General features: G+C 51.3%; 18 protein-coding genes. 11 read left to right on the plus strand and 7 right to left on the minus strand.

Features of this window, described 5'->3' with window-relative positions; translation table 11 throughout:
- Nucleotides 1-44: 44 nt before the first annotated feature.
- From CSR04_RS04485 to CSR04_RS04515, 7 genes are all read left to right on the plus strand, one after another.
- Nucleotides 45-308 carry a DUF4212 domain-containing protein gene (locus tag CSR04_RS04485; protein WP_102795060.1) on the plus strand — a complete coding sequence of 88 codons (264 nt, stop codon included), beginning with the start codon at nucleotides 45-47 and terminating at the stop codon, nucleotides 306-308.
- Nucleotides 309-313: 5 nt separating this feature from the next.
- Complete coding sequence (locus CSR04_RS04490; protein ID WP_102795061.1) at nucleotides 314-2,080, plus strand: sodium:solute symporter family protein; 1,767 nt, start codon at nucleotides 314-316, stop codon at nucleotides 2,078-2,080.
- Between the two features lie 69 nt (nucleotides 2,081-2,149).
- The gene (locus tag CSR04_RS04495) at nucleotides 2,150-2,674 is read left to right on the plus strand and encodes a hypothetical protein (protein ID WP_102795062.1); all 525 of its coding nucleotides are present in this window, start codon (nucleotides 2,150-2,152) and stop codon (nucleotides 2,672-2,674) included.
- Nucleotides 2,671-4,494: a putative nucleotidyltransferase substrate binding domain-containing protein gene (locus tag CSR04_RS04500; protein WP_102795063.1), complete on the plus strand. Its 1,824-nt coding sequence runs from the start codon at nucleotides 2,671-2,673 to the stop codon at nucleotides 4,492-4,494. The genes CSR04_RS04495 and CSR04_RS04500 overlap by 4 nt, the downstream gene beginning before the upstream one ends.
- Nucleotides 4,495-4,499: 5 nt before the next feature.
- Entirely contained in the window at nucleotides 4,500-5,132 is a 633-nt protein-coding gene (locus CSR04_RS04505; RefSeq protein WP_245921419.1) for a 3'-5' exonuclease, read from the plus strand.
- A gap of 56 nt (nucleotides 5,133-5,188) precedes the next feature.
- Nucleotides 5,189-6,232 carry a cysteine synthase A gene (locus tag CSR04_RS04510; RefSeq protein ID WP_102795065.1) on the plus strand — a complete coding sequence of 348 codons (1,044 nt, stop codon included), beginning with the start codon at nucleotides 5,189-5,191 and terminating at the stop codon, nucleotides 6,230-6,232.
- 66 nt (nucleotides 6,233-6,298) lie between these two features.
- Nucleotides 6,299-7,156: an aminotransferase class IV gene (locus CSR04_RS04515; RefSeq protein WP_102795066.1), complete on the plus strand. Its 858-nt coding sequence runs from the start codon at nucleotides 6,299-6,301 to the stop codon at nucleotides 7,154-7,156.
- 99 nt (nucleotides 7,157-7,255) lie between these two features.
- Here CSR04_RS04515 and fur read toward each other — a convergent pair whose 3' ends face one another.
- Entirely contained in the window at nucleotides 7,256-7,681 is a 426-nt protein-coding gene (gene fur, locus CSR04_RS04520; protein WP_102795485.1) for a ferric iron uptake transcriptional regulator, read from the minus strand.
- 280 nt (nucleotides 7,682-7,961) lie between these two features.
- On the opposite strand from fur, the gene CSR04_RS04525 reads away from it, so the two are divergent.
- Nucleotides 7,962-9,980, plus strand: a complete 2,019-nt coding sequence (locus CSR04_RS04525; protein ID WP_102795067.1) for a methyl-accepting chemotaxis protein — start codon at nucleotides 7,962-7,964, stop codon at nucleotides 9,978-9,980.
- A 38-nt stretch (nucleotides 9,981-10,018) separates the two neighbouring features.
- Here CSR04_RS04525 and CSR04_RS04530 read toward each other — a convergent pair whose 3' ends face one another.
- From CSR04_RS04530 to CSR04_RS04555, 6 genes are all read right to left on the minus strand, one after another.
- The gene (locus tag CSR04_RS04530) at nucleotides 10,019-12,505 is read right to left on the minus strand and encodes a TonB-dependent receptor (protein ID WP_102795068.1); all 2,487 of its coding nucleotides are present in this window, start codon (nucleotides 12,503-12,505) and stop codon (nucleotides 10,019-10,021) included.
- Between the two features lie 114 nt (nucleotides 12,506-12,619).
- Nucleotides 12,620-13,603, minus strand: a complete 984-nt coding sequence (locus CSR04_RS04535) for a FecR family protein (protein ID WP_102795069.1) — start codon at nucleotides 13,601-13,603, stop codon at nucleotides 12,620-12,622.
- A gap of 5 nt (nucleotides 13,604-13,608) precedes the next feature.
- Complete coding sequence (locus tag CSR04_RS04540; protein ID WP_172449233.1) at nucleotides 13,609-14,187, minus strand: RNA polymerase sigma factor; 579 nt, start codon at nucleotides 14,185-14,187, stop codon at nucleotides 13,609-13,611.
- Nucleotides 14,188-14,344: 157 nt separating this feature from the next.
- Nucleotides 14,345-14,869: a flavodoxin FldA gene (gene fldA / locus CSR04_RS04545; RefSeq protein WP_102795071.1), complete on the minus strand. Its 525-nt coding sequence runs from the start codon at nucleotides 14,867-14,869 to the stop codon at nucleotides 14,345-14,347.
- A gap of 27 nt (nucleotides 14,870-14,896) precedes the next feature.
- On the minus strand, nucleotides 14,897-15,121 hold the full coding sequence (locus CSR04_RS04550; RefSeq protein WP_102795072.1) for a DUF2788 domain-containing protein: 225 nt from the start codon (nucleotides 15,119-15,121) through the stop codon (nucleotides 14,897-14,899).
- Between the two features lie 55 nt (nucleotides 15,122-15,176).
- Entirely contained in the window at nucleotides 15,177-15,950 is a 774-nt protein-coding gene (locus CSR04_RS04555; RefSeq protein ID WP_102795073.1) for an alpha/beta fold hydrolase, read from the minus strand.
- Between the two features lie 139 nt (nucleotides 15,951-16,089).
- Here CSR04_RS04555 and CSR04_RS04560 point away from each other — a divergent pair, with 139 nt between their 5' ends.
- From CSR04_RS04560 to CSR04_RS04570, 3 genes are all read left to right on the plus strand, one after another.
- Nucleotides 16,090-16,647: a hypothetical protein gene (locus tag CSR04_RS04560; protein WP_102795074.1), complete on the plus strand. Its 558-nt coding sequence runs from the start codon at nucleotides 16,090-16,092 to the stop codon at nucleotides 16,645-16,647.
- Between the two features lie 35 nt (nucleotides 16,648-16,682).
- Nucleotides 16,683-18,329, plus strand: coding sequence for a phosphoglucomutase (alpha-D-glucose-1,6-bisphosphate-dependent) (pgm, locus tag CSR04_RS04565; RefSeq protein ID WP_102795075.1), 1,647 nt, complete (start codon nucleotides 16,683-16,685; stop codon nucleotides 18,327-18,329).
- Nucleotides 18,330-18,651: 322 nt separating this feature from the next.
- The gene (locus tag CSR04_RS04570) at nucleotides 18,652-21,138 is read left to right on the plus strand and encodes a glycogen/starch/alpha-glucan phosphorylase (RefSeq protein WP_102795076.1); all 2,487 of its coding nucleotides are present in this window, start codon (nucleotides 18,652-18,654) and stop codon (nucleotides 21,136-21,138) included.
- Nucleotides 21,139-21,251: the final 113 nt, after the last annotated feature.

Raw genomic sequence — 21,251 nt, forward strand, 5'->3', positions numbered from 1 at the left:
TAAATTAACAACTGTTTTACAACAAGAACGATAGGAGTAAACAAATGGCGGACGACAAGAATATGGCTCAAGCCTACTGGCAGGCCAATTTACGTTTGATCGCCGGCTGCCTGGTTGTATGGGCACTGGCGTCCTATGGATTCGGTATCTTGCTACGCCCCTTATTAGCGGGGATCAGCGTAGGCGGAACAGATCTGGGGTTTTGGTTTGCCCAGCAGGGCTCAATTCTGACCTTTATTGCATTGATCTTCTTCTATGCCTGGAAGATGAATCAATTAGACAACAAATTCGGCGTGCATGAGGAGTAAGGCAAATGAGTCAATTTGCAATTAACCTGATCTTCGTCGGCGCGTCGTTTGCTCTGTATATTGGCATCGCCATATGGGCAAGGGCTGGTTCGACTAAAGATTTCTACGTAGCGGGGGGCGGTGTGCACCCTGTGATGAATGGTATGGCCACTGCCGCTGACTGGATGTCGGCGGCGTCTTTTATTTCCATGGCGGGATTGATTGCCGCCGGTGGTTACGCCAACTCGACCTTTTTGATGGGTTGGACCGGCGGCTACGTGCTGTTAGCCATGTTACTGGCACCTTACCTGCGTAAATTCGGTAAATTTACTGTGCCGGATTTTATAGGCGATCGTTTTTACAGCTCCGGTGCCCGCTTAGTGGCCGTGGCCTGTCTGATTATCGCCTCTGTAACCTATGTTATCGGCCAGATGACCGGCGCCGGTGTGGCGTTCAGCCGCTTTTTGGAAGTCGACAGTAATACCGGTCTGATGATAGCCGCGGTGGTGGTGTTCTTGTATGCCGTATTGGGCGGCATGAAGGGGATTACTTATACGCAGGTGGCACAGTATGTGGTGCTGATCATTGCCTACACTATCCCGGCCGTGTTTATCTCCTTGCAATTAACCGGTAACCCGATTCCGGCACTGGGACTGTTCTCTACTCATACTGAATCCGGACTGCCGCTGTTAGCCAAGCTGGATATGGTGGTCAGAGAGCTGGGCTTTACCGACTATACCGCCGATGTGTCCAACAAGCTGAATATGGTGCTGTTTACCTTGTCACTGATGATTGGTACTGCTGGTTTGCCCCATGTCATCATCCGCTTTTTCACCGTGCCTAAAGTAGCGGATGCGCGCTGGTCTGCTGGTTGGGCGCTGGTGTTTATTGCATTGTTGTATCTGACGGCGCCTGCCGTGGCATCCATGGCACGCCTGAATCTGCTCAACACTATTTATCCTGCCGGTCCTACTGCTGATGCAATCAAATATGAAGAGCGGCCTAACTGGGTACAAACCTGGGAGCAGACCGGCCTGATTAAGTTTGAGGACAAAAATGGGGATGGCCGTATTCAGCTTTACAAAGAATCGCCAAGCTTTGCCGCGACCGCCGAAGCGCGGGGTTGGAAAGGTAACGAGCTAACCGTAAACAACGACATTCTGGTGCTGGCTAACCCCGAAATCGCTAATTTACCCGGCTGGGTGGTTGGCCTGATTGCGGCTGGTGGTCTGGCGGCGGCGCTGTCCACGGCGGCTGGACTGTTACTGGCCATATCGTCGGCGGTGAGTCATGACCTGATTAAAGGCTCAATCAATCCGCAAATCAGCGAGAAGAAGGAACTGTTGGCGGCACGGATATCCATGGCCGTTGCCATTGTCGTAGCGACCTATCTGGGCATGAACCCGCCCGGCTTTGCCGCGCAGGTGGTGGCGCTGGCCTTTGGTATTGCCGCCGCATCTATCTTCCCGGCACTGATGATGGGGATATTCTCCAAACGTATCAACAATAAAGGGGTGATTGCCGGTATGTTGTCCGGACTGGGATCAACGCTGGTATATATCTTTATGTATCTGGGCTGGTTCTTTATCCCTGGCACCAACTCTTTGCCGAATACACCTGACAACTGGTTGCTGGGTATATCGCCCCTGTCGTTTGGTGCAATCGGAGCGTTGATCAACTTTGCAGTGGCCTTTGCGGTATCTGCTGTGACCGAAGAGCCGCCAGAAGGTATTCAGGACCTGGTGGAAAGCGTGCGCTATCCACGCGGTGCAGGTACGGCGGTAGATCACTAAGCGGGCTTGATAAAACCCAGGTGGCGGGTCTGATGACCCGCCTTTTCGATGAAGTAGAAGGAATAGCCTATGATGTGGGAATTGGTGGCAACGCTGGTGGCCGGTGTAGGTGCGGCAGGTATCGCGCTGATGATCCGAAAACTCAGCAGAAACAAATCACCCAAGTGGCTGATACCGGTATTTGCAGCCCTGGGCATGCTGGGCTTTCAGGTGCAGGCTGAGTACAACTGGTATAGTCATCAGAAGGGCTTGCTACCTGATGGCGTGCAGGTGGTGCGTAAAGTGGATGAACAGGCCTGGTACCGTCCCTGGAGCTTTATCTGGCCGCAAACCGTGCGTTTTATGGCAGTGGATACCAATAATGCGGCGGTGAATGAGCTGGACCAGACCCTATTTTTAGTTGACCTTTACCTGTTTGAACGGCGGATGGCGGCAAAACGGGTTTCGCAGGTGGTAAGCTGTGAACGTCGGGCCATGGCCAGTTTTACCGACACCTTACCCGGCGACGGCGAGAGTGCCGAAATTGAGCCAAACTGGATACCGTTGCCAACTGACGACGCATTACTGAGGATCCTCTGCACGGAATCACTATGACCGATTCAACTCTGGGATTTTTGCGCCGCTGTGCGCCATTTGACCAACTCCCTGAAGCGCTGCTGCAGTATTGTCAGCGTCATCTTAGCTTGCACTATTTATGTCAGGACAATGTGCTGGATGTGGTGCCCCGTGATAAACCCCAGTTGTACATTATTAAGCAGGGCGTATTTGATTTAACCGGCAGCAATGGCCAACTGATAGAACGTCTGGAGCCAGGGGACTTGTTTGGCTACCCGTCGTTAATGACCAAACGTGCCATAACCAACAGCCTTAAAGTGCTGCAGGACGGTTTTCTGTTTGCCTTAGGTCAGGCTGAGTTCGACTATCTTTGCCAGCAGGACCGTCAGTTTGCGGATTACTTTGCCAGGGCGCTGGGCGACAGATTACTGACAGAAACCCGCCGGGACATCAGCACGGACTGGACCCAGCTTGCCATTGCCGACATTATCGAAAGGCCGCTGATCAGCCTCGATGGTCAGCAAAGCATGGCCGATGCGGCATTACTGATGACAGAGCAAAAAGTGTCCTGCCTGCTGATTTGTGAGCAGGAAGAACTGGTGGGGATTGTCACCGACCGCGATATTCGCAGCCGGGTGGTGGCGGCTCGCCAATCATTCGACTTACCTGTGCGCCAGTTTATGACCTCGCCGGTTATCAATATTGATAGCCAGGCACCGTTGTTTGACGCGATGCAGCTCATGACCAGCCATAATGTGCATCATGTGGCTGTGGTGAGCGGTAATCGCCCTTTAGGTGTGATCACCGCCACTGACTTAATGCGCCAGCAGCGCAGTGAACCGCTGTTTTTGATTAACCTTATCCGCAAAGCCGAGAGTGCAGAGCAACTGGCTGCCATTGCCAAGCAGGTACCTGAACATCTGAATCAGTTTGCCAACCGGGTGGTGGATGTGCGTCTGGTGGGGGACATGCTGGCCACCTTTACGGATGCGTTTAATATCCAGCTAATCCGCTTGTATTTACGTGAACAGGGCCCGGCGCCATGTGCATTTGTATGGCTGACCTTTGGCTCGCAGGCCCGGCGTGACCAGTCCCTAAGCTCAGATCAGGACAATGGCCTGCTGGTGGATGACAGCGCTGATGATTCAGCGATGCAGTGGTTTGCCGATATGGCAGACTTTGTCTGTCAGGGGCTGGCCGCTTGTGGCCTGAGTCTGTGCAAAGGCAATATTATGGCCAGCAATCCCGAACTGCGCCTGCCTTTGGGTGCCTGGTTGAAGAAGTTTCAGCATTGGACTTTAGAGCCAGAGCCGCAGGCACTGCTGCGCAGCAATATCTTTTTTGACCGGCGTATGCTGTATGGGGACAAGCGGCTATTTGAACAATTCGACAAGCAGATTGCGCACCTGGCCACTAATCAGATTTTCCTCGCCAATCTGGCCGCCAATGCCGCCGATTTGGCCGTGCCTATCGGTTTATTTAACCGCTTTCGCACCCATCGCATCGGTGAGCATCGGGAGGTGCTGGATATTAAAAAAAGTGCCATTGCCATTATCAACGACATTGTACGTATTCATGCCCTGCACAATGAAATCAGGCCCTGCAGTACGCCGCAGCGATTGCAAGTTCTGGCTGACAATCCGGCTATGAATAACAAGGATTGCCTGGATTTATTGGCGGCCTGGCGCTTTTTAGTGCAGTTAAGGTTGCAGCATCAGTTGGGACAGGCCGAGCCGGATAACCTGATTGCTCCAGACGCACTGGACTCATTGGCCAGGCGCCAACTTAAAACGGCGTTCAGGTTAATTAAGGATGCGCAGGAAGGCCTGGCACTTAAATTTTCCAGGGGCGCATTTTGAAAGCCGTGGCCAGACGCCTGCAGGATTGGCTGAAACCTAAGCCGAGACTGGAGGATTGGCGTGAATATCGTTATCTGGCGGTGGATCTGGAGTTATCCAGTCTGGATCCTAATCAGGGGCAAATCTTATCCATTGGCTGGCTACCGGTTAAACCACCGCAGATTTGCCAGGGGCAGGGGATGGAACTGCTTATCAAAAACTCTGGCGATCTCGGCCAGAGTCCGGTTATTCATGGCCTGACCCAACAGGAGCTGGCCAAAGGTATAGGCTTAAAACAGGCGTTGTTACAGTTGTTGGAGGCGTCCCGCCAGCACAGTGACAATATCTGGATACTGCATCACAGCGCACTGGACATGGCCTTTATTCAAAAAGCTTGTGCGGCCTGTGATATAGAATTTTGCGTCCCGCGCATTGTTGACACACTGCGGCTGGAAAAACGTCTGCTGACGCGCCAGGGTAAACACCCGCAGTTCGAAGGTTTAACCCTGGATAAATGCCGGTCACGTTATGGCCTGGACTCTCATCCGGCCCATGCGGCGCTGGAGGATGCGCTGGCCACCGCAGAGCTGTTTTTATGTCATGCCTACCGCCATTTCGGTGGGCGGGACAGTTCCTTATCTTATTTGCTGTCACCTTGAATTTTTGCTGTGGTGGCGGACAATTAGGCAACGACTCATCTACCCTGGACTTGATTATGACTGTTGCTGCCCATCAGGCTGACCTGATTGGAAATACGGATTTGCTGCGCATCGATTCATTGTCACAGCTGACCGGCTGTGAGATTTTTATTAAGTGCGAATACCAGAATCCCGGCGGTTCCATAAAAGACCGGGCCGCGCTGCAGATGGTGCAGGACGCTATGCAAAGCGGTCAGTTAAAGCGTGGCATGACCATAGTGGAGGGCACGGCTGGCAATACCGGGATAGGATTGGCGTTGGTGGCAAAGTCATTTGGTTTGCAAATGCTGGCGGTAATGCCCAATGACCAGGCCAAGGAAAAAGAACGGGTACTGGAACTGTATGGCGCCAAGCTGATGACGGTGGATCCTTGCCCCTTCAGTAACCCCAATCATTTTTATCACAAGGCGTGCAAGCTGGCGGCGCAGCACAAAGACCACTGGTGGGCCAACCAGTTTGAAAATACCAGCAATATGCGCGCCCATTATCTGCATACCGGGCCGGAAATTTGGCAACAGATGCAGCACAAGGTGGACATTTTGGTGGCATCTGCCGGTACCGGCGGCACTATTGCGGGGACCTCTGTTTACCTTAAAAAGCAACATGCTGGTCTGCAGGTCTGGCTGGTGGACCCGGATGGTTCAGGTTTGTACCAGTATCTGAAAAACGGTGAGTTTGCTAATCACGGCAGTTCAATGACCGAAGGTATCGGGATCATGCGTTTGGTGGAAAACTTTCGTCAGGCCAAAGTCGACAGAGCGATAAATCTGCCGGATCGGGATCTGCTGACGTTGTCCCGTTTTGTGCGCAATAAAGACGGTATAGTGCTGGGCAGCAGCAGTGCCCTAAATGTAGCCGGTGCGTTGGCTGCGGCTGTCACATCGGGGCCGGGTAAGCGTATCGTCACTTTTGCCTGTGATTTGGGGGAGCGCTCTGCATCCAAGCTTTACAACCCCCAATATCTGCAACAACGCGGCTTGCTGGACTATGACAAAGACATTCAGCATCTGTTGGCTCGTTACCGCAGCGATGCATTCGCTATGTCTATTGTTGGCAAATGAATGTGATTAGGCGTCATCGCGGATTTTCGCTATTATCCCCAGCCTTGATGCAGTGACGGAGCCATAATGAGCATTGTGTACTTGAACGGGCAACTGATGCCGATGCAAGACGCCCGTATTTCGCCTATGGATCGCGGATTTTTATTCGGCGATGGTATTTATGAGGTTGTACCCTGTTTCGCCGGTAAGCCTGTAGGGTTTAAGCTGCATATGCAGCGCATGCAGCAGGGGCTGACCGAGCTGGGCATTGCACAGCACTTTTCAGACGCCCAATGGCAGGACATTGTTGCGCAACTCTTGTCGGCCAATGGCGGCGGCAATCTGGGGGTGTACCTGCATGTCAGCCGCGGTACACAGATGCGACGTGTCCATGCTTATCCGTCGGATGTGACGCCGACCGTATTTGCTTTTACCTTTGAGATTGGTCATGCACCAAGCGCCGACCCTACCCAAGCCCGCACCTTCAAAGCTGTGACCGAGCAGGACCGACGTTGGCGTCGCTGCCATATTAAGTCCACCGCTTTGCTGGGTAATATAATGCATTATCATCAAGGCCAGCAGCAGGGCGCCGATGAGGTACTGCTGTTTAATGAACAGCAGCAATTAACCGAAGCCGCATCCTGTAATGTGTTTGTAGTAAAAGACGGGGTGATAGCCACGCCACTGCTGGACCATCAGATTTTGCCTGGCATTACCCGCTATATCCTGCTTGAGGTGCTGCGCAGGCATAGCCGCTTTGATGTGCAGGAACGTAGCATCAGCCGGGCCGAAGTGCTGTGCGCCGATGAAATATGGCTGACCAGCTCAAGTAAAGAAGTGGCGCCGGTTATTGAATTGGATGGCAAGCCGGTCGGACGGGGTGGGATTGGTCCTTTATGGTCTGAAGTACAGGCATTATTCAGTGCACATAAATACGATTTTTAATGGCTATCAGACTGCTTAAATAAAAAAAGCTGCCACGGCAGCTTTTTTTATTGAGATGCGGCTGTTTTACAACATACCAACCATCGAAAAATCTAATGGTTACATGTCGTCAGGATTGCACTGTGGCTCGCAATAGCCATATAAGTACAAACTGTGATGCGTCAGCTTGATGTTGTTCTTCTTGGCCACCTCGGCCTGACGCTGCTCGATGATCTCGTCTTCAAATTCAACCACTTTGCCACATTTCAGGCATACCAGGTGGTCGTGGTGTTTTTTATGGCCAATTTCGAATACCGACTTGCCGCCTTCAAAGTGGTGACGATCCAATAACCCGGCGTCGTCAAACTGGTTCAGCACCCGGTATACGGTAGCCAGGCCAATTTCCTCGCCCTGGTCCAGCAGGATCTTATACACGTCTTCGGCACTAATGTGCTGGTTCCGGGGATCCTGCAGTATCTCCAGGATTTTGATACGGGGCAAAGTGACCTTCAGGCCAGCTTTTTTCAATTCTTGGTTTTGATCCATGCAACATGTGCCAACATTATTCTCGGTGGTCTCATTATAGGGAAGTCGGGCAAGATGAAAAGCCATTCCGTGGTAAATGTACAACAATTCGGCGTGCCTGTTTACACCGCTAAAGTTTGCCGATTCCACGTTGGCAAGATGTAAACAGCCTGTTACCATTCTGGTCAGACCAGGAAGAAGCCTAAACAGTCTGTTAGTCATTCGTTATTTGCTGCTTCATGGGCTATATAAAATAATTAAAAAAGAGGACGTGAATCCTCATATATTCAGGTAGTTATCCATGCGAATAACGGTTGTTGGCAAGATTGTCGCCGGGTTTGTGCTATTCGGCTTACTGTTGCTTTGCACTAATGTACTGTCCTATTGGGGACTATCCAGTATCCGCGACTCGGCGCTACTGGTTGCCAAAGAGAAAATGCCGGTGCAGGCCAGGATGCTGGCTGTGCAAACCCAAATCCTGACCCTGGCAAAAGTGTCTTTGCAGGGCTATTTCCTCAATCAGGCTGATTCGTTGGCTGGCAACACTGAGGAGTTCAAGCAGCTTTCCACGCAATTCAGGCAACAACTGGATGATGTCGCCAAATTGCCACTCCTGGAAGGTGACAAACAAATGTTGAGTCAGGCCATTGAGGCTTCAAAAGGCTATCTGGATGAGTCTGGTGCCATGTATGCCGCCAGAAGCCAGTCTCTGACCGCCCGCGGAAAAATTAGCGCACTCTATCGTGAATGGCAGTTTGCCGGAGGCGATGCCGGGGCTAATTTACTGGATATGGCCGAACTGGATGGTGCAGAAGAAGGGCGTCTGGCGTCTGTGGTTGGTGCGGGTGCCAGGGTCGATAATATTATTATTACCCTGCTCAACGCTGCTAAAGAATATATCGCCGTCACCGACGCCGAGCTGAGCGTCAATATTGAAGAAAATCTGGTACTGACCATGGGGGACTTGACCAACAATGTTGAATATATCAACAGACTGGCCGAAGGGCTTGAAACCGACGGCTTGATGGACGCCTTTAACAGCCAGTATCAGGAGTTTGTCAGGCAGTTTCAGGGCCCGGGCGGGGTGCTTGAAAGCCAGCGACAGCGTATCGAACTGGTAAAACAGGCTGATGCCCATATGCAAAATGCGGAACAGCAACTGAATACCGCCAGACAACACCTTGCCGCGCTGTTTGCCAAGGTGAATACCGATACGCTGGATGGTCAGAATGCCATTTTGGATGCGGTACAAAGCAATATTGTCAAAAGCCTGGTGATACTGTTACTGGCCCTGGTACTGGTCGGCTTTATCGGTGTGGCAGCGGCGCGCAGTATTTCCCGGCCGATGGAAAAGATTCGCGCCAGCCTGAGTATTATCAGCAGCGGCGACCTTACCCATAAGGCCGACAGTAACGGCTCGGATGAATTTGCCGCACTGGCCGCCGATGTGAACCAACTCTGTAATAGCTTACATGCGGTGGTGGAACAGATTACCCGCCAGGAAACCTTACTGGAGGAGGCGACTCGTACCAGCGAGGGACTCGCGCAAAAGACCCTTAAGCAAGTGCAGCAGCAAACCTCGCAGGTGCGCCACACCGCGGACAATACCGAACAGGTCAGACACACCAGTAAAAGTAACCTGTCACAGGTGCAGGCCAGCTCCAGGCAGCTTGACCAGGTATTGCAACAATCCGCCAGCGCCGGAGATCTGGTCAGCGAGTCGCGTCGTCAGATTCAGGCTCAGGCCGAGCAGGCTGAGCGCTCCGGACAAATTATCAACCGACTGGACGATAACAGTCGCAACATCGGCGGCATTCTGGATGTGATTAAGACCATTGCCGAACAAACTAACCTGCTGGCACTTAATGCTGCCATTGAAGCGGCCAGAGCCGGCGAGCAGGGCCGTGGGTTTGCGGTGGTAGCCGATGAAGTCAGAACTCTGGCTAACCGCACTCATCAGTCCACCGAGGAAATCGAGCAGATGATTGCCAGTTTGCAGTCCGATGCCAAACAAGCGGTCGTCGCGATTGAAACGGGTCAGAAACAAGCGCAGGGAAGTGTGGGTTTAATTGCCAAGGTGAACGAAGAAATCAGCGCCATCCGTCTGGTGGTGGAAGAACTGGCGGCCATTAATACGGCCATTGTCCAGGACACCGAGGAACAGGATGCGTTACTTGAAGAAGTGACGCACAGTTTGCAGCGTATTGTAGAACTGGCTGAGCAAAGCGGTGATTCCACCCGCCAGTCAGGTGATGCTATTGCTGAGGTAGGTCAATTAATGCGACAACTGAGTAAAGCGGTATCGCGTTTTAAACTTTAGGCACAGAAAAAGGGGCGCCGGACAGCGCCCCATTGTGCTTAAAAACTGTAGGTCAGCCCTGCGCCATAAGTGGCTGGTGCGCCTACCAGTCTGGCTCCGGCATTCAATTCCAGAAAATACACCTTATCCAGAATATTGCGCCCATAAGCATACAGGGTCAGGCCGCTGTGTAAGGCCAGCTCCAGACGCAGGCCCAGTAGAGAATATGACGGTGTCATATTACCCTCACCGGCATTCAGACGATTTGACTCTTCATCATGGTAGCTGTAATCCAGTCGGGCTCTGAAATGGCTGTTGGCCAGCTGTTGCTGATATTGCAGGGCCGCATTACCACTTAACTTGGGTGAGCCGGGCAGGGGATCGCCCAGGGTGTTTTGTACGTCATTGACCCGATTGGAGTGAAACTCGGTAATCTCTGAATCCAGATAGGTGATTGATGTATCCAGACTGATGACGCTGCTGTCAGCTTGCCATAACGGCAGACTCAGTGCACCTTCCACACCTTTGACCTCAGCTTTACCCACATTAGTGCGGCCGTTGGTGTCATTGGCCAGACGCGCGGTGGCCTGCAATTCCTCAAACTCGTAAGCGAACAGATCCAGGCTCAGGTTCAAGCCATTTTCATTTACGTAGCGTAGCCCTGCTTCATAGGCCAGCACCTCTTCAGAATCAAAGGGCTGGGTTTCTTCCAGGGTAAATATAGAAGTGCCGTCAAAGCCGCCACCACGGTAAGCCGTGCCAATGGAGGCAAACAGATTTAACTGGTCATTGACATAATATTTGGCAGACAGCTTACCCGACAGATTGTTGTCGCTGAATTCCCTGTCCCAGGCAAAGTTGGAGGGGGATTTAAAGTAGCTTTCGTAGGTGGAGACACCCCAGGGGTTGTGGTCAATATTGCTGCCGCGGAATTTTACTTTGTCCGTGGTATAGCGCAGCCCGCCGCCAAGGCTGAAATCGTTACTCAGATACCACTCGGCGTTAGCAAACAGGGCGACACTATTACGGCGCTGGTTGTAAGGCGAGCTGTACTGGGACATCACCGCGTAGCTGGTCCAATCGCTGACAAAATCCACCGAATCGCTGACCATAAATACGCCAGCCAGCCAGTCTACATCGCTGCCACTGTTATTGCTCAGGCGCATTTCCAACGAACTTTGTTCCAGGGCCTCGTCAAAATCATAACGAAATTTGGGAAAAGATGTGCCGTCGCCATTGCCGGATACGTCCCGTTCGCTCTTTTGATACCCCATCAATATATCCAGATTCAAAGCATTGGATAGCTGATGAGAGAATTCACCATGCAAACCGCTTACATCAATTTGATGGGAATAGTACTCAGAGGCGTAAAATTTCAGCGGATCACTGTCTTCACCGGCATTCAGCGCCGGGCTGTCTTCATTCAGGGCAATACGGTCATACTGGCGGGTATCGCCATTGTCCTGACTCATAAAATAGCGCAGGGTCAGCTCGGTTGTGGGGGCAAAGCTATAGTTCAAGGTACCGCGCAGGGCGAATAAGTCTGCATCGCCAAAGCCATCGCGTTTACCCGGATCGGCGACAGGCGGGATCACCCCTTCGAATCCTGCTGGTACAAAGCCGGTAAAGTTGCCAGCTCCCTGGCCGTCCATAAAGCCGCCGCCTTGTTGCATGGTGACCGCCAGCCTGGCGCCCAGTTTATCTGACAACGGGCCGCCTGCCGCAAACGTGCCTTTCACATGGTCATAGGAGCCATACTCAACTGTCGCATAGCCTTCTAATTCCTCGGTGGGTCCCTTGGTAATGGCGTTGATGGCACCGGCCGTAGTATTGCGGCCATATAATGTGCCTTGCGGTCCTTTCACTACTTCGATGCGTTCCAGGTCAAACAATGGCATACCCAGATAAGCATTGGACGTCTGATAAATGCCATCAATATGCAAGGCTACCGAGGGGTTGCCGTTGGGTTTGTAGTCATCCGCCCCGCCAATCCCCCGAATGGTAATAAAACTGTTCTGTGGCCCGCCAAAAGCCGAGTTAATGGATATGCCGGACAGGCTGTCGACCAAATCGGTAAAATTGTTGATGCCTTTATCGCGAATGGCCTGACTGCCCAGCACTGACAATGCCACCGGGGTATCCTGCAGGGTACTTTCACGTTTCATGGCGGTAACGACGATTTCATCCATGGAATTTAATGTGGCGCTGCTTTGCTTATCCTTCGCTGCTTTAACGGCTCTGATGACTAAGGCGCCGTTTTGGTCCTGGTAGGCTTCAAGGCCTGACCCTTTCAGCATCTGCCTGATTGCATCAAGGGTTGACGCGCCCTGTTGAACGGGGGCGGCAAGTTTGTCTCTGACCAGACGGGTGGGGGCGATAATCACAATATCCAATTGCCGGGATAATTGATTCAGCGCCTGTCCCAGCGGTTGACCGGCTAAATCGTCGGTGTCAGCCCTGGCATAGTTGCTGTGACTGGCGAGTAATGCCGAAGCCACGACTAGCTGGCACAAAGTGCGTTTAAAAAACACCGGTTTGGTTTTCATCTAAAGGTACTCCATTGGGGTTATCTGACGTTGTGTGTCATGCCAAGGAGCCTGGTGCGTTTCAGATTTTCCAGAGAATCGTCAATTGTCATGGAAACTTCATATAACTGCTGATTATTCAAGCGGTTTAATCAATAACCGGGCCTGACGCTTCTCCAGTTGCAAGTCGTTGGCCAGTAACAATCCCTGCAGGATCTGCTCGGCCTGGTCAATACGACCCGAAGCGGTGATCAGCAAGGTATTCAGATTGTCTGCGTCGATTTCGACGGGCTGGCTCAGGTAACGATTTAACTCCTGAACCACGTCTGCCAGAGGTGTGCCGTCGTACTCCAGCCTGCCTTGTAACCAGGACAGCGCTTGTCGGCTATCAAAAGTTTGCACGTTACCCAGAAAATGCCCCGCTGCATCAGCCACAAGCTGTTGACCGGCGGTAAGTTGTGCCTTTTGCACAACTTTACCCTTGTCCAGCGCGGTCATTTCAACCCGGCCTCGCTGTACCGACAAGCGCAACTGATTGTGTGTCAGGCTGATTTCAAATGCGGTACCCAGCACTTGTACACGTGAACCGCCGCTGGTAATCACAAAGGGCAGTTCAGCATTGTGGGCAACATCAAAATACAAAGTGCCTTGGTGCATTTGTAGCAGGCGTTGCTGTGTGTCCTGCAGGTAACTGAATCTGGCGCTGCCCGCCGATATCACCTGACTGCCATCCTCCAGCGTCAGTGTGGTGTTCATCTTTGCCGGAGTGGCAAAATGCTGAACTTGCGCAACCGTCACAGGGGCGGAAAAAGGCAAGCGCTGCCAGCCTAACACCACAATAAGCAGCGCCGCGGCCATACCAAGCCAGGTGGCCAGGGCAACACCGGGCTGCTTCAGCGGTTTCGCGGCAGGCTGATTTGCGGTGAGGGCCTCAAGATTGTCCAGCAGCCCTAATTGACGCCACAATCTGTCAATGCGGGAAAAGGCCTGTTTGTGCGCATCTGACTGATTTAACCAGCGGCTGAATTGAGCCTTTAACGGTGCATCAGGTGCTGCTTCCTGTAAACGTATCAGCCATTCTCTGGCTTCGGTGTCGAGACGTTTTTGTTGTTCTGTCACAATGATTAGTCCTGTTGCTGGCTGCTAGCCAGGTGCGCCAATGCGCTGTTTAACTGACGGCTGATATCCGCCAGGCTCCAACCTGTTTGTGTGGCAATGTTGGCGTAGGTTTGGCCTTGAATGCGACAGCGAATCAGAATGTCACGCTGCTTATCTGTCAGGGCTGTCATGGCCTGCTGCAAGGCGTGCAACTGCTGTTGTTGCAGCAACTGGCTTTCCGGACTGATGTTGTGCATGGCAACATCCGGATCATCCAGTTGTTCGGCCAGAAACTCGCGGGTTTTTATCACGTGGCTGATGGAGCGCAACCCCAGATTAATGGCCACTTTGTATAAAAAGGCTTTAGGGTTCTGAACGTGCTGCAGGCTGTCCATTTGCGATAGCTTGGTAAAGGCATCCTGGGCAATATCCTGAGGATCTGGCGGGCCATTGCCGTAGAGTTTACGCAGCCGCGTACACAGCGATGACCAGCAACTATGGTAGAGCTGCTCAATCAATCGGGTTTGCCGCACCTTTTGCAATGAGGTTGATGGGGCTGCTGGATTTAGCAACAGGTTATCGGGGCAGGGCTCTGCCTTGTTCATTATGCATACACAACTGAGCATGGGATGCGAACAATAGTGCGAAGTTGTTACAGATTTATGGCGACGTTGATACAGGTGGCGGATTGCGCCAGTCATTCACCATGCAGAGACATTAAAAAAGGGAGTACACACTCCCTTTTTTATCGATTGCGAAATATCATTCCAGTTCCGCCAGACACATCTCTTCATGTATCTGTTTGCACCAGGCTTTAACGCGCTGCTCAGTCAATTCTGGCTGGCGGTCTTCATCGATGCCTAAGCCAACAAAGTGCTTATCATCGGCCATGCCTTTACTGGCTTCAAAGTGATAGCTTTCGGTGGGCCAGTGCCCCACGATAATGGCGCCACGGGCTTCCACTATGTCACGGATCATGCCCATGGCATCAAGAAAGTATTCTGCGTAATCTTCCTGGTCACCACAGCCGAAAATAGCGACTAGCTTATCGGTAAAGTCGATTTCTTCCAGTTCCGGGAAAAAGTCATCCCAGTCACACTGTGCTTCACCGTAATACCAGGTGGGAATACCGAACATCAGCAGGTCAAAGTTGGCAATGTCTTCTTTGCTGCTTTTGGCGATATCCTGAACATCTATCAGGTTTTTGCCCAATTCTTTTTGAATCATCTTGGCAACATGTTCGGTGTTGCCTGTGTCGCTACCGAAAAATAGTCCCACACTTGCCATATGTTTTGATACCTCTGTTTGACGCGGTTAGCCACCCACGCCGGATGATTGCCAGAATACTTGAATCAGCCCTTTTGCCAGGAAACCTGCTGCGCCGAGAAACAACACCAGATAAACCACAGCCCGACCAGCCATGGGAACATTGTTTTTCTTCAGCACATCGTGCACTGCAAAACCCATTAGCAGGAACAGGGCCACCAGGGTCAGGTTGAGGACAATAGTTTCAATCTGCTCGTAATACTGACTCAACATGGCTCTGATACCTCTCAAAAACGGCGCGGACTATAGCATACCGACGCCTCAAATGCTAATGAGTCTCATCTGTGCGAATAAAGTCGCGAACAATTTTACCAAAGGCGGCGGGCTTCTCTGCATGCAACCAATGTCCCACATCTGCAATGATGCGGCCCTGGCTGCTTGGAAACTGCGCCGCGATTGTATCCCTATATGCCGCCTGTAGATAGTCCGAACGACCACCTTTAATAAAAAGTGTAGGGCCATTATAGCTCAGGCCTTTAAATGGCCAGTCTATTATATCGCCGTAGCATTGTTGCAGCAGTGCCAGGTTAAATCGCCACTGCCAGGTATCTTGTTCATACGTCAAGCTTTTAAGCAGAAACTGGCGAACCCCGGCTTCGTTGATATGGGTTGCCATCTGGGCGTCAGCCTGGCGTCTGTCAGTGAGATTGGGCAAATTGACGGCATTCAGTCCGGCGAACACCTGGCTGTGACGGTCGTTGTACGCCACAGGTGCAATGTCTGCCACGATCAGGCGGCTAACCAGGGCAGGGTGGTGCAACGCTATGGTCATGGCCACTTTGCCACCCATGGAATGGCCAAGCAGAATGACCTGTTCTAGGCCCAGTTGCTTACATAAGGCCAGGATTTGATCACTGTAAGCCTGGTAGCTGAACGTCTGGCTATGCGCAGAGCGACCATGGTCAGGCAGATCCACAGCAATAATCTGATATTGGTCTTCCAGCTCCCGTCTGATGCCGCCCAGATTTTCCAGGCTGCCAAACAGGCCATGTAGCAGGACCAGAGGCTGTCCTTGTCCACTGATTTGATAATTCAAATTCATAAGTGTTGAGATTTGCCCAGTTTTTAATGGGCGCCGTTATAACAAATGTGTCATTAAAATGGCAATTGGATTATGGCACTGTACCCGGCAGCCTGGAAAAGTATAATGATGCCCAGGTGAATAATCAGCAGTACTAAAAATGAAAACTATTGAAATTGATGAAGAGCTGTATCGTTACATTGCCGCACAAACTCAACATATCGGCGAGAGTGCTTCGCAAATCCTGCGTCGATTGCTATTTAGCCAGGCTGGCATTGCCATAGAAGCGCAACCGGTTGCAAAGCAAGAGAAGAAAAAAGAACAGGTTGCCAAATCGGTGTTACCGGTTCAGGAAGGTGCCCTATTTGATTACCTTGAACAGTCTGGCGTCAGTGACATGGGCAGCGCGGTTGAGCGTTTTATTGAAGTGCTGGCGGCCCTGGCACGTTTTCAGGGTAAAGAATTTGCCAAAGTGCTGGAACTGAAAGGGCGTAATCGCACCTATTTCGCCACCACTAAAGAGGCGTTGCTGGCGGCAGGTAGCAGCACCAATCCCAAAATGTTGCCAGGCAGTTGCTATTGGGTCGTGACCAACAACAACACCCGTAAAAAACTGACAATGGTTCTGGAAGTGGCCAATTTACTGGGATACAGCAATGAGGATGCGACCAGGCTGGCTAAGTATCTGGATCCTGAATTTGTCGGCGACACTGAGTAACTTTGATTAACAGGTTTTGAGAAAAAGGAGAATCGATGGCACTTCATCCCCAGGCAGGACAACCAGCCGACCTTGACAAACTGGCAAATATCCCCAGGCTGGTGGCAGCCTATTACAGCAATAAGCCGGATAAGGCTGATCCCGCTCATGCCGTATCTTTTGGCACATCCGGGCACAGAGGGAGCGCTTTGTTATGCACCTTCAACGATGCACATATTGCTGCTATCTGTCAGGCGCTGGCTGAATACCGCCTGGCCAATAAAATAGATGGTCCGTTGTTTATGGGAATGGACACCCATGCCCTGTCTGAACCCGCCTTTATTACCGCTGTAGAGGTACTCAGTGCCAATCAGGTGCAACTGGTGGTGGAAGCAAATCGTGGCTATACACCCACCCCGGCTATTTCCCTGGCCATTCTCAGACACAATGTCGGGCGTAGCAGTGGGTTTGCCGATGGCATAGTCATCACTCCTTCCCATAATCCGCCCGAAGATGGTGGTTTTAAATACAACCCTCCTCATGGTGGTCCGGCCGACACCCAGGTGACCGATCAGATTCAGACCCGTGCCAATGACCTGATTGCCAAAGACCTGCTGGGTGTTAAACGCATGGACTTTGCCCTGGCATTGCGCAGTGGCTATGTGCATGAACGCGATTTTGCTCAGGACTATGTGGAAGAGCTGGATAAGGTGGTGGATATGCAGGCCATTGCCGCTGCCGGATTAAAGTTGGGGACCGATCCGCTAGGGGGCGCAGGTCTGGCATATTGGGATAGAATCGCCGAGCGGTATAAGCTGGATATTGAAGTGGTCAATCGCCGTGTTGACCCGGCCTTTTCCTTTATGCACCTGGATAAAGACGGCAAAATCCGTATGGATTGCTCCTCACCTTATGCCATGGCAGGTCTGATTGCCATGAAAGATAAGTTTGACCTGGCCTTTGGCAACGACGCCGATTTTGATCGACACGGTATTGTGTGCAAATCGTCTGGTTTGATGAACCCTAATCACTACCTGGCTGTGGCCATTGATTATCTCTATCGTCACCGTCCGCAGTGGAACGATAAGCTCAAAATCGGTAAAACCCTGGTCTCGTCCAGCATGATAGACAGAGTGGCGCATGCCCTGAATCGGCCACTGGCCGAGATGCCGGTTGGGTTCAAATGGTTTGTACCGCATATGCTGGATGGCAGTATGGGCTTTGCAGGAGAAGAAAGTGCCGGAGGCATTTTCCTGCGTCGTGACGGCAGTGCCTGGGCAACGGATAAAGATGGCATCATTCTGTGTTTGCTGGCGGCAGAAATACTTGCCGTAACAGGTCAGGATCCCGGCCAGGCTTACCAGGGCCTGACTCAGAAGTTCGGGGCCCCCAGCTATAAGCGTATTGATGTGCCTGCTACTGCGATACAGAAGAAACGACTATCCAGCATGACACCTGATGTTGTTAAATCCACTCAGCTTGCCGGGGAAAATATCGACACTATTCTGACCCGGGCGCCCGGCAATAATGCTGCCATTGGCGGGTTAAAAGTCAGTACCGAGAACGGTTGGTTTGCGGCACGGCCATCTGGCACGGAATCTGTGTACAAGATATATGCAGAAAGCTTTAACGGAGATGACCATCTTTCGTCATTGATTAACGAAGCACAAAGTCTGGTTCAGCAGGTGTTTGAAGCGGAATGATCTATTTGTGATCTTTTGATGTTGTAATTATGTTACATGATGATTGAAAAATGCCCGGTTATGCCGGGCTTTTTTATTTGTTAACGAAAAAACAACAAAAATACCATTTTAATTCCGGGTAAAAACAGTAAACTCAAATTTGCTTTGTAATTAAATTACAAAATGCGCCATGTGGAAACAGTTCGACTAGACTCTTTGAGTCGGTTCCACTCATCAGGGTGAATCAGGGTAGATAAGCGGATGGCCAGGAACGGCGACAAATTTTGACTTTGAGTAGGCCCATGCGGCATACAGATGCGGTGGGCACCCGGAGGGCTTAAAAATGAATAAGGCTGTGAAAGCGCCATTGCTAACGCAAAAATCTGTGACGGATCTGGACAAAAACGACATTAAACAAGCCATTATCCGGCACTTACATTGCACTTTGGGGACAGACGAAAACAAGGCCAATAACCATGCCTGGTGGAAGGCAACCTGCGCGGCAGTGCAGGAACAGGTGATGGAACGGCTGCGTACCACGCAAAAAACCCACTATATGAATGACACCCGGGCGGTGCACTATTTTTCAGCCGAGTTTCTGATGGGAAGGCTGATGTCTAACAATTTGCAGAATTTAGGCTTGTACGAGAAAGCCAGTCAGGCGCTGCTGGAATTAGGTGTCGATATTGCCGATGTGATGGAAGAAGAGCCAGATATGGCGCTGGGCAATGGCGGTCTGGGACGACTGGCTGCCTGTTTCATCGATTCACTGGCAACACTGCAGATGCCGGCAATTGGTTATGGCTTGCACTACGAACATGGCTTGTTCCGCCAGGAAATTCAAAATGGCGCGCAGATAGAACGTCCGGATACCTGGCGAGACTACGGTAACCCATGGGAAATTTGCCGCCCTGAATCCATTCAGGAAATTCCACTGTATGGTTATGTGGAAACCAAATACGGTGAAAAAGGCCAGATGCGCAAAGAGTGGCACCCTGGCTCCATTGTAAAGGGCATTCCATGGGATATTCCGGTGGTCGGTTTTGGCGGTAAAACCGTTAACGTCCTGCGATTATGGGAAAGCCGGGCATCAAATTACTTCAACTGGGATGTATTCAACGCGGGCGGCTATCTGGATGCCCAGCGGGAAAACGTGCAGGCCGAAACCATTTCCAAGGTGCTTTATCCCAATGACGAAACCGAAGCCGGCAAAGAGCTGCGTCTGATTCAGCAGTACTTTTTCTGTGCCTGTTCTTTGAAAGACATTATTCGCCGCTACAAGCGGGCGCACGGTGATGACTGGAGTCGTTTTGCCGACCAGGTGGTGATCCAACTTAATGATACCCACCCGGCCATTGCTATTCCTGAGCTGATGCGTATTTTGGTGGACAGAGCCGAAATGGATTGGGACAAGGCCTGGGCCATTTGTACTAACACCTTTGCCTACACCAACCATACCTTGTTACCCGAAGCACTGGAGCGCTGGCCGGCAAGAATGCTGGAAAAGATCCTGCCCCGCCATTTAGAAATCATCTATGAAATTAATCATAGGTTTATGGAGTTGGTAGACAAAACCTGGCCTGCCAATGACAGCATTAAACGCAAGCTGTCGATTATTGAAGAAGGCAGCGAGAAAATGATCCGCATGGGCAATCTGTCGGTGATCAGCTCTTTTGCCGTTAACGGTGTGGCTGCCATTCATTCCAAGCTGGTTAAGGAGCAGTTGTTTCCTGAATTTGATCAACTGTGGCCGGGTAAACTGACTAATGTGACAAACGGCATCACGCCAAGACGCTGGCTGAAGGCCTGTAATCCGCGTTTGGCAACACTGATCAGCAGCAAGATCGGCGATGACTGGCCGGTGCATCTGGATAAACTGCAAGGGCTGGCGAATTATGCGGATGACAAAGAATTTCAGAGCCAGTTTATGCAGATTAAGCATCAGAATAAGTTGGATCTGGCGGCGGAGGTGAAACTGCTGACCGGCGTGGAATTAGATGCCAATATGATTTTTGATGTGCAGATTAAGCGTTTGCATGAATATAAGCGCCAGCATCTGAATTTGCTGCATATTATGGCTTTATATCGCCGACTGCTGGAAGATCCGGATTATGATATGCATCCCCGTGCGTTTCTGTTTGGTGCCAAGGCGGCACCCGGTTATAAACTGGCCAAGGATATTATCTATGCCATTAACAAAGTGGCAGATAAGATCAACAACGATAAGCGGGTGAATCACAAACTACGCGTTGTGTTCCTACCTAATTACCGGGTCAGCCTGGCGGAAAAAATGATCCCGGCTGCGGATATTTCCGAGCAAATCTCTACGGCCGGTAAAGAGGCCTCCGGCACCGGCAATATGAAACTGGCCTTAAATGGGGCGGTCACCGTTGGCACCCTGGATGGCGCGAATATTGAGATTGCCGAAGAAGTTGGCGAGGAAAATATCTTTATTTTCGGTCTGACAGTGGAACAAGTGCACAAAATGCAAAAGGCTGGCTACAACCCCTATGACTACTATGATACCAGCCGCGAAATCAAAGCCATTCTAGACTGGCTGGAAACGGACTACTTTACGCCAGGCAAGCCAGGTGAACTGGTTTCTGTAAAGCAGAGTTTACTGGATGGGGGCGACCCCTATATGGTACTGGCTGACTTTGATGCCTATTCACAGGCTCAGAAAAAAGCCGATAAAGCTTACCGGGACAAGGCTGGCTGGGCCAGAAAAGCCATTTTCAACACTGCCAGAATGGGCAAATTCAATTCCGATCGTTCTATTCTGGATTATGTTGAAAAAATTTGGCGACTATCGCCTTGCACGGTAGACTAGCGCCCGCTACGGCCAGGGTAGGCCGGGCTTAGCTTTTTGACAGGAATACGCCACCCAAATACGTGGGCGGTCTAAAGCCCCCATTTGGGCTTTTTTTTTATCGCGCAAACAGG

Source organism: Bowmanella denitrificans, from assembly GCF_002887595.1.
In the GTDB taxonomy this organism is placed as follows: Bacteria; Pseudomonadota; Gammaproteobacteria; order Enterobacterales; family Alteromonadaceae; genus Bowmanella; species Bowmanella denitrificans.